This window comes from Coleofasciculus sp. (genome assembly GCF_046539235.1).
GTDB lineage: Bacteria > Cyanobacteriota > Cyanobacteriia > Cyanobacteriales > Coleofasciculaceae > Coleofasciculus.
In genome coordinates this window covers 1-9,175 of the sequence record NZ_JBKHHI010000268.1, presented here as the reverse complement: position 1 = coordinate 9,175, position 9,175 = coordinate 1, and the positions used below count along the sequence as shown (strand labels likewise).

The window sequence follows — 9,175 nt, the reverse complement described above, 5'->3', positions numbered from 1 at the left end:
TTAGCGCTTCAGCGCTTATGGCACTAAAGTGCCTACTACGAACGACGCGATCGCTTAGGCTTGTAGTTAGCGCTTCAGCGCTTATGGCACTAAAGTGCCTACTACGAACGACGCGATCGCTCCTCTTGGCTCTGTTAGGGTTAAGCTTAAGTTTGGGTATCCATACAATACCTCTAGTCAGGGCAGAACTCCCTACCACTACCCAGACTCCCGCCTTAGTACAAGTCGGCAAAAATCACTACGATGCCGGACAGTTTACCGAAGCGATACAGGTTTTGCAACAAGCAGCACAGGGGTACGCCGAGACTGGGAATACTCTCCAGCAAGCTCAAGTATTAAGCCTGTTGTCATTAACGTATCAGAAACTGGGACAGTGGCAAGCGGCTGAACAAGCAATTCAAACCAGTTTGTCTTTACTCGACACTGAACCTGAAGCTAACCCAAGGGTTCGCGCTCAAGTATTCAATGCTCAAGGGCGTCTCCAATTAGCTACAGGCAATGCTGAAGCGGCTTTAGCTACCTGGGAACAGGCAGAAACTCTCTATCAGCAAGCGGGTGATCCGATAGGAGAAATTGGTAGTCAAATTAATCAAACTGAGGCAATGCAATCCCTGGGATTATATCGACGCACAGAACAACTTTATCAGCGGCTAGAACAAGCCATTTCCGGGTTAGAGGATTCACCCGTGAAGATAGCTGGGTTGCAAAATTTTGGGACTATTTTGCGACAAGGAGGGGATTTAGAAAAATCAAAAGACATTCTCAGCCAAAGTTTAGCCTTAACTCAAGCCTTAGCCTTACCGCAACAGGAAAGTCAGACATTGCTGAGTTTAGCTAATACAGAGCGAACCTTAGCCCAACGCGCTAAAGTATTTGAGGAATCCTCAGCCGAACCCTATACCCAAGCTGCCCTAACTCACTATCAACAGGCAGCAATGACAGCCACGCTCCCTTTAACCCGAATTCAAGCTCAACTGAATCAATTGAGTTTAGTGATTGAGACTGAATCTCTATCACCGGATCAAGAATTATTGTCCTCAATCTCAGCCGGATTATCAACTTTACCGGCTAGTCGCGCTTCTGTCTATGCCTATGTCAATTTTGCTGAAAGTTTGCTCCAGATGCCAGAGTTAATGGTACAGGGGAAACGCCTGAATGATATTGCAGCAATTTTAAAGATAGCGATTCAACAGGCTGAAGGTTTAGCAGACCAACGGGCGATATCCTATAGTTTGGGTACCTTAGGTAAGCTCTATGAAAAAAACCAAGACTGGACAAATGCCAAAACAGTGACGGAAAAAGCACTCCTGATTGCTCAACAGATGAACGCTGCTGATATTGCCTATCAATGGCAATGGCAAATGGGGCGATTACTGCAAGCCCAAAGCCAAGATAGGACTCAAAATCTGCCTGTTAATCCAGACGCGATCGCATACTACCATGAAGCCGTTAAGACACTCAATAATTTACGCGGTGATTTAGTCGCCCTCAATCCCGAAATTCAGTTTTCCTTCCGAGAAACCGTCGAACCCGTTTATCGTCAATTCGTTGATTTACTTCTGGGTTCTCCTACTCCCAGCAAAGAACATCTGATCCAAGCTCGCAATATCATGGAAGCCTTGCAACTGGCTGAACTGGATAACTTCTTTCGGGATGCTTGTGCCACACCGGAAGCCGTGAATATTGATAACGTCGATCCCCAAGCCGCGATCATTTATCCGATTATACTACCCAATCACTTGGATATAATTCTCAAATTACCTGGACAAGATAACCTGCGCCACTATGCTCATCAAGGTATCTCAGAAAATCAAGTTGATCAAGCTGTGGAACAATTGCGCCAGGATTTAACCAAGCGCAGTACGAGCATCAGTGAAATTAAACAAGATGCGGCACAACTTTACGATTGGTTAATTCGCCCCTTTGAAGCTGATTTAGATCCCGCCAACTCAGATAACCCCACCGTTAAAACCTTAGTATTTGTCCTCGATGGTTCCTTACGCAATATTCCGCCCTCTACTCTCTATGACGGAGAAAAGTATTTAATTGAGCGATATTCAGTGGCGTTGACTCCGGGTTTACAACTCCTAGAACCAAAACCCCTCAGCCGCGAAAATTTCCGGGGGTTGATTGCTGGAACGACAAATGCACCTAGCTTTGAACAAGAAGGATTTTCTACCCTAGACAATGTAGCGAATGAGTTAGCCGGAATCCGACAGCAAATTACCCTGAATCAAATTTTAGAAAATCAGGACTTTATACAAGATAATATCCGCAATCAGATTCAGATGGCATCCTTTAATCTGGTACACATTGCCACCCATGGCAAGTTTAGTTCTAATCCCCAACAAACCTTCCTTTTAGACTGGAGTGGGCGGATTAATGTTAAGGATTTAGATAGTTTATTACGCACCAATGAACCCAATCGTACCAGCGCTATTGAATTACTGGTTTTGAGTGCTTGCGAAACAGCAACGGGGGATAAGCGTGCCGCATTAGGATTAGCCGGAATTGCCGTGCGAGCGGGTGCCCGCAGCACATTGGCGACATTGTGGCAGGTTAATGATGCATCCACCGCAGAATTTATGCGGCGGTTTTATCAACAGTTAAAAGAGCCTCAACTCAGTAAAGCTGAAGCTCTGCGGCAAACTCAAATTGCTTTTTTAACCGAGTATCCCGATGATCCCGACAAAGATTACCTACGCCCCTATCACTGGGCACCTTTTATTCTGATTGGGAACTGGTTATAACATTGTCCGGGATAACACTGCCAGCAATGGGTTCTTGTTCAATTTCTTTTAATCCAATTCGTTCATCTCCCAAGAGTTCTATCCAGATACTTTCCAATGTGGCATCGTCAGGATATTGCAAGCGTAATTGAGCCAATTCTGTGAGCATATCGTACCAAATATCATGACTGGCGTAAGCGGCGACTCGTTCTAAAGGATTTTTTGCCTGATTTAATTCAGCCTCCAGTTCAGGAGGTTGGGAAACTCGTCGCACAAACCCAGTCAGTGATGCTGGAGCCAGTCGAGTTGCGGCTTGCGGGGCTTGTGTTGAACGAGGACAACTCATTTCAAAATACCAACGATAGGTTTTATCTAGTTCTAACGGCTTTTCTGTTTTAGGAATCGTGACACTGACAATTCCTGGTGTTGCTGGCAGTTTAAAGGTGGCGCGGTAAATATCATTTTCCCCCTGTTGGATAGAAAATTCTCCAGAGGATACTTTGTCTGAACCGTAGGGAACGTAAACCCAAAAGGTGGGATAGTCACTCACGGTTAACTGAAAGTTCTTGCCACCTGCCATGCGAGTCAGGAAGAGATCTCCTGGCTTGTATTCACAGTCACCACGAGTCCCCGTGCCATTGTTTGTTTGAGGAGTACCGCCACCATCCTTAGGTGGTAAATTGGGCAGGAGAGAGGGAATCGATATTGGCTCAAAAATAGTATTTTGCGGCTCAACTTGTGCCGTCGCTGGGGAAAGAGTAGTAATAAGGCTAACGATAATTCCTATAGCTAGTAGGGGTTTGCTGCGAGGGAAAAGCATCAATTGGAAACTGTTCATGTCTTAACCTGTAAAAATACTAGAGGATAGAACGTGGAGTTGTTGTCTGGGGAGTTCTCAGAGTGGGGAAGCCGGTGAGAATTTATAAGGTAACTCTCCGCTTTCAAATTTGCTTCCCTTGAGATGCTCCCCCAGACAATGATTTCGCCACAATGTTCAATTCTAGATGCACCCGTCACGTTTGTCGTTTGATTTAACCCTAATCTAAATGCAACTAAACTGTTCGCCTATAAATTATACGGTGTATAGTGCTTAGGATAAGGAATGTGGGACTTGAACAATAAAAGTTGAGTCGGTTCAAGTAAGTTAGCAAAGTAAAGACTCATAGGCACAACAAGATCTGTGACATTAGTTTCCTTTTCATCCTCTTTGTTTACATCAGTTTGGTTCCCATTACCAAGAGAGAATAGAACAGAATATTCTGAAGAAAAGGGAGCCATAAATCGGGGTCGGGGTATGGGATCAATAGAGCAAAAACGATTACCACATCGACGGCGAGGATAGCGACGAAAAGTATTCATAAAAAACCCTGCACTTACTGGATATAGTAGGAAAAAAGTATCAGGGGTGTATGTATCCAAAAAACTAATTCTCATCTTTCTGCTAATTCTCCTTCATTTAGTGCTGAGAAATGGTGTGCTGAGTGAATCTGTTATCTTTGCCTCCCCATTTCGCTTCTCAGTATGAACGACTATTTCCGGAAAGAGTTGAGGAAAATTCAGGACTTGAAAATTGAGGAAAATTGAGGGTGTTCAGGAAAGTTGAGGTTTATTTTCGTAAATATTAGGAATAATGTTACCGTACTTTGAACAATTAGAGTTATTAAATTTTATAACTCAGTGTAACGATTAGCTTAATAGTAAGAAACCCGATCGCTATCCCACCTCACAATCCCGAAACTCCTTTACCCTAAAAAGGTTGAGCCATTCCCACAAACTAGCTGAACCCTAATTGTATCAAATATTACCTTTTAAATCCTGCTAGTGCTTCCCTGATAATTGTATCAATATGTAAAAAATCTAGTCAGTTTGCTATGGTTAAACTAGAAACTCTCTATGACTCTATTCGGGCTACCAGAGTCTCGCCAACGGCATTCCCAGCCAGAATGTCGGAAATGTAGAGACGTGGTGTCACCTCTGTAACAGGCGGCAAAACCGAGCTATTGGATAGTGATGATTTAGAAATTACACAGCCAGTATTACCCGACAAAATTGCAGTTCAAATCCATCGGAATAATTCAGGAAAATTCAGGTTTATTGGCTTGTGTAATTTTCGCAAAATCTCACTTCATCTCAGGGTGTATTCGTATTTACTAAGATAAGATAAATAGGTTAGTCTGAGCATCCATACCAATGACATTTGATATCGATGACGCCATTCAAATGGCGAACCAAGCCATATCCCGCAGCGCTCACCGCAGCTTAACTGATGTAGAAGTCATTGTCCTCAAAGGAGCATGGCAACGTCAGGACTATGATGAAATTGCTGCTAAACATCAATATTCCACCAGCTATATTAGTCAAGATGTTGCCCCGAAGCTGTGGAGACTCTTAACCAAATCTTTAGGAGAGAAAGTGAAAAAAAACAACTTTAAACAAGTATTAGAACAACATTGGAAACAACACCAGGGTTCGGCATATCTACCAAAATTCATAACTCACCCCCAAACAAATGATCAGCAAGACCGGAAAAAATACTTCGCCACTGACTACTATGTAGAACGCTCTCCTTTAGAAGCCACCTGTTATCAAGCACTTTTACAACCGGGAGCATTAGTGCGGATTAAAGCGCCCAGTTTAATGGGTAAAACCTTACTCGTAAATCGGGTATTAGCTGAATTAGCAACTCAAGGCTACCGTACCGCAAGTTTAAGCTTTAAGCTAGCGGATAGTAAGAGTCATTTCACTCATCTGGATAAATTCTTACGCTGGTTTTGTATTAATCTATCGCGTGAACTCGGTTTACCTAATGCCTTAGATGAGTATTGGGATGAAGAGGATATGGGGTCTAAAGTCAGTTGTACTACCTACTTTGAAGACTATCTCTTAGCTTCAGGGAATAATCCCATCGCTTTGTGCTTAGATGATGTCCATTTACTCTTCGCCTATCCCGAAATTTATGAAGACTTTTTTGGACTCTTGCGTTCCTGGTATGAAAAAGCTAGAAGTCGCAAACGGTGGCAACTATTGCGCTTAATTATCGTCCATTCCACTGATGTTTACATTCGCCTGAATATTAATCAATCACCATTTAATGTTGGCTTGCCCATTGAACTTGCTGATTTTACCTTAGAGCAGATACAAGAGTTTGCCCAAAACTATGGACTTAAGCCTGATTTGAGTTACCTTCAACCTCTAATCAACATGATTGGAGGACACCCCTATTTAGTCGAACGCGCCTTTACCCACCTCAAAAATGACCCCAACATGACCCTTGAACAACTCTTAGCCACTGCGCCAACAGACGCAGGCATTTATGCGAGTCATTTGCGAGAAAATTGGTTGTATTTACAGTCTCATCCTCAACTAGCAGAGGCGTTTAAAACCGTTGTTACGACTAAAACGCCTGTACAACTTGAACCCATGCAAGCTTATCAACTTCATAGTATAGGTTTAGTCAAACGGTCGGGAAATAAGGTCGAACCCCGCTGTGATTTATATCGTCAATATTTCTGCAATCATTAAGGAGCGAATGCCTAATGAGAGCGGATGAATTTAATGGGGCTGATCGGTATTATCTTGGTGGAAGCTTACCCGCTGATGCACCAACTTATGTGGTAAGAAAAGCAGATTCTGAACTCTATAACGGTTTATTAGCCGGAGACTATTGCTATGTCCTCAATTCTCGGCAAATGGGCAAATCCTCCCTGCGAATCCGTACCATGTGCAAACTTAAATCCCAAGGAATTGCCTGTGCTGAAATTGAACTGAATGGTATTGGTAGTCAACAGATTAGCGCCCAGCAATGGTACGGTGGAATTATCCAAGAATTAATTAGTGGGTTCGATTTACAAGTGAATCGACGGAACTGGTTACGAGAGTATGAGGATCTCTCCCCGGTGCAGCGTTTAGGCAAGTTCCTGGAAACAGTATTGCTGGTACAGATTTCCCAAAACATTGTTATTTTTATCGATGAAATTGATAGTGTTTTGGGATTGAGTTTTCCGGCTGATGATTTTTTTGCCTTGATCCGTAACTGTTATGACAAACGGGCAACTAAATCTGACTACAAACGCCTTACCTTTGCCTTATTGGGAGTCGCCACGCCATCGGATTTAATTCAAGACAAACATGCGACTCCATTTAATATTGGTCGGGCAATTGAATTGAAGGGGTTTCAAGTTCACGAAAGCGCGGCTTTAATTCAAGGGTTAGTCGGACGAGTTAGCTGTCCCCAAGCTGTATTAAGCGAGGTATTATATTGGACAGGAGGTCAACCGTTTCTCACCCAGAAATTCTGTTGGCTTCTGGTGAATTATTGTCACCAACAAGAAAATGGACTCTGCATTATTCCTGAGAATGAAGCCCCGCGATGGGTGGAACAGTTTGTACAAACGCAGATCATTGAAAATTGGGAAGCCCAAGATGAACCTGAACATCTGAGAACGATTCGCGATCGCCTGCTGGGACAACCTCACTGTTGTCAACAATCACTCCAGATTTATCGAATTATTTTAGAACAGGGAAGTGTTGAGGCGAAAAATTGTACTGAACATATCGAATTGCGGTTATCGGGGTTAGTGAATAAACACCAAGGAAACTTAGTGGTTTATAATCCGATTTATCAAGCCGTTTTTAATCTCGATTGGATTGAAAAACATTGTCCCCAAGAACGGATTCTTGCCATCGTTTTTACTGATGTGGAATCATTCTCGACAAAAATGGCAGCCGATGAGAAGCATACCTTGGCACTTCTTCAAAGGGATTTTCAGCTTATCCGGGAATGCTGTGAGCAGTTTTCCGGCGAGATACTCAAAGGGTTGGGAGATGGGTGGTTAATGCGCTTTGATAGTGCAGAAAACGCCGTTGATTGCGCGATCGCGATCCAAAAGGCGATCAAAATTGCTGCGGCGAATTTACCCAAGCGTGACATTCTCCGCCATCGCATTGGTATCCATCTGGGGGAAGTATTTTTCTTGCAAAATGATTTTGGTGTTTCACCCTCCCGTAATTTTATCAACGCCTATCACGATGATGTGATGGGTAATGTGGTAAATGTGGCGGCGCGGCTGCAAACTGAAGCACCTGCGGGGGGAATTTGTATTTCCCAAACCGTCTACGAAGCCGTTCAGGATCATCTGAATGGAGTGAAGGATCAGCAACAGCTTCAGATTACGAAAGCCGGAGAGCGCTTGTTAAAGAATATTCCCCAACCTGTCGCCGTTTATATTATTACTCTTGATCCGTACCTGCAACCCTGGTGGTGGAAAATACTCATCGTCTTGATCACAGCCGCGATCGCGACGAGTCTAGTTTTAGGGGTGCGATCGCGCGGTGGGTTGGAGTCTTGGGAACTTCAAGTCTTTGATCATCTGATGCGGTTACAACCCCAGGAAGAACCTGATGAACGACTCTTAATTGTGGAGATTACCGAAAAAGACGTTCAGGCTCAACCCCCTGAAGAACGAGTGGGTGCGTCTCTATCGGATCGAGCCTTGGCTCAACTTCTTGCCAAATTAGAGTCTTATCAACCCCAAACCATTGGCTTAGACATTTATCGCGATCGCCCAGTAGAGGACAACTATCCAGAGTTAGCCCAAGCCATGCAAAAGAGCGATCGCTTGTTTACTATTTGCCATTACGGTAATCCTGGCGTTGTACCGCCACCGGAAGTGTCAGGGGAACGACAAGGCTTTAATAATGTTGTCCTCGATACCGATGATATTCTGCGTCGTCATCTTCTCGCCGTTTCTGACGCCTCACCCTGTCAAAATCAATATGCTTTTAGTATACAGGTTGCTGGTCATTACCTAGCCACCCAAGGAATTGAGCCGCACCTGAATTCCGACGGGTATCTTCAGCTTGGCTCAACTGTATTTAAAACCTTAGAAAAAAATACCGGAGGCTACTCAACTATCGATTCCAGTGGTCACCAAATCTTACTCAATTACCGCGCCACGAATCAGATTGCTGAGAAAATTACGCTCACAGACGTTCTCAATGGTCAACTCAATCCTGAACAGGTAAAAAATCGTATTGTTCTAATTGGCACCACGGCTCCCAGTTTTAACGATCATCGTTGGTTCACTCCCTACAGTAAAGGACAAGGAACCGTTCAAACCATGACCGGGATAGAAATTCAAGCCCAGATGGTCAGTCAAATTCTCAGTGCTGTTTTAGAACATCGACCCCTGATCTGGTGGTGGTCAGAACCCATTGAGATCCTCTGGATTTGCAGCTGGTCTTTAATCGGCGGACTACTCGCCCAAAATTCTCGTTCACCACGAGGTTTTCTGATCCGAGGCGGAGTCGCGATCGCTATTTTATCCGGAAGCGGTTGGGTTCTTTTCCTGCAAGGCGGTTGGATACCCCTAGTTCCCGCCGCCTTAGCCTTGGTTATGACTGGAGGTATGCTGATAGTTTTCTCTCGATTTAATTTTTAGTTTGTA

At 43.9% G+C, this 9,175-nt stretch carries 4 protein-coding genes; 3 read left to right on the top strand and 1 reads right to left on the bottom strand.

The genetic code is table 11. From position 1 onward, the window contains the following. The first annotated feature begins 83 nt into the window (after positions 1 to 83). Positions 84 to 2,750 carry a CHAT domain-containing protein gene (locus tag ACLFWI_RS20640; protein ID WP_446414467.1) on the top strand — a complete coding sequence of 889 codons (2,667 nt, stop codon included), beginning with the start codon at positions 84 to 86 and terminating at the stop codon, positions 2,748 to 2,750. Here ACLFWI_RS20640 and ACLFWI_RS20635 read toward each other — a convergent pair. Next, positions 2,725 to 3,567 carry a DUF928 domain-containing protein gene (locus ACLFWI_RS20635; protein ID WP_446414466.1) on the bottom strand — a complete coding sequence of 281 codons (843 nt, stop codon included), beginning with the start codon at positions 3,565 to 3,567 and terminating at the stop codon, positions 2,725 to 2,727. The genes ACLFWI_RS20640 and ACLFWI_RS20635 overlap by 26 nt on opposite strands. Before the next feature lie 1,352 nt (positions 3,568 to 4,919). Between ACLFWI_RS20635 and ACLFWI_RS20630 the strand changes: the two genes are divergently transcribed. Together ACLFWI_RS20630 and ACLFWI_RS20625 are read left to right on the top strand one after the other, a co-directional pair. Further along, entirely contained in the window at positions 4,920 to 6,251 is a 1,332-nt protein-coding gene (locus ACLFWI_RS20630) for an AAA-like domain-containing protein (RefSeq protein ID WP_446414465.1), read from the top strand. A 14-nt stretch (positions 6,252 to 6,265) separates the two neighbouring features. Next, a complete protein-coding gene (locus ACLFWI_RS20625; RefSeq protein ID WP_446414464.1) occupies positions 6,266 to 9,169 on the top strand; it encodes a CHASE2 domain-containing protein in 2,904 nt (967 codons plus the stop codon). The last annotated feature ends 6 nt before the right edge of the window (positions 9,170 to 9,175 follow it).

Coding starts and splice junctions, on each gene's coding strand:
- ACLFWI_RS20635 (WP_446414466.1), bottom strand. CDS start 3,567: ATGAACAGTTTCCAATTGATGCTTTTCCCTCGCAGCAAACCCCTACTA.
- ACLFWI_RS20625 (WP_446414464.1), top strand. CDS start 6,266: ATGAGAGCGGATGAATTTAATGGGGCTGATCGGTATTATCTTGGTGGA.
- ACLFWI_RS20630 (WP_446414465.1), top strand. CDS start 4,920: ATGACATTTGATATCGATGACGCCATTCAAATGGCGAACCAAGCCATA.
- ACLFWI_RS20640 (WP_446414467.1), top strand. CDS start 84: ATGGCACTAAAGTGCCTACTACGAACGACGCGATCGCTCCTCTTGGCT.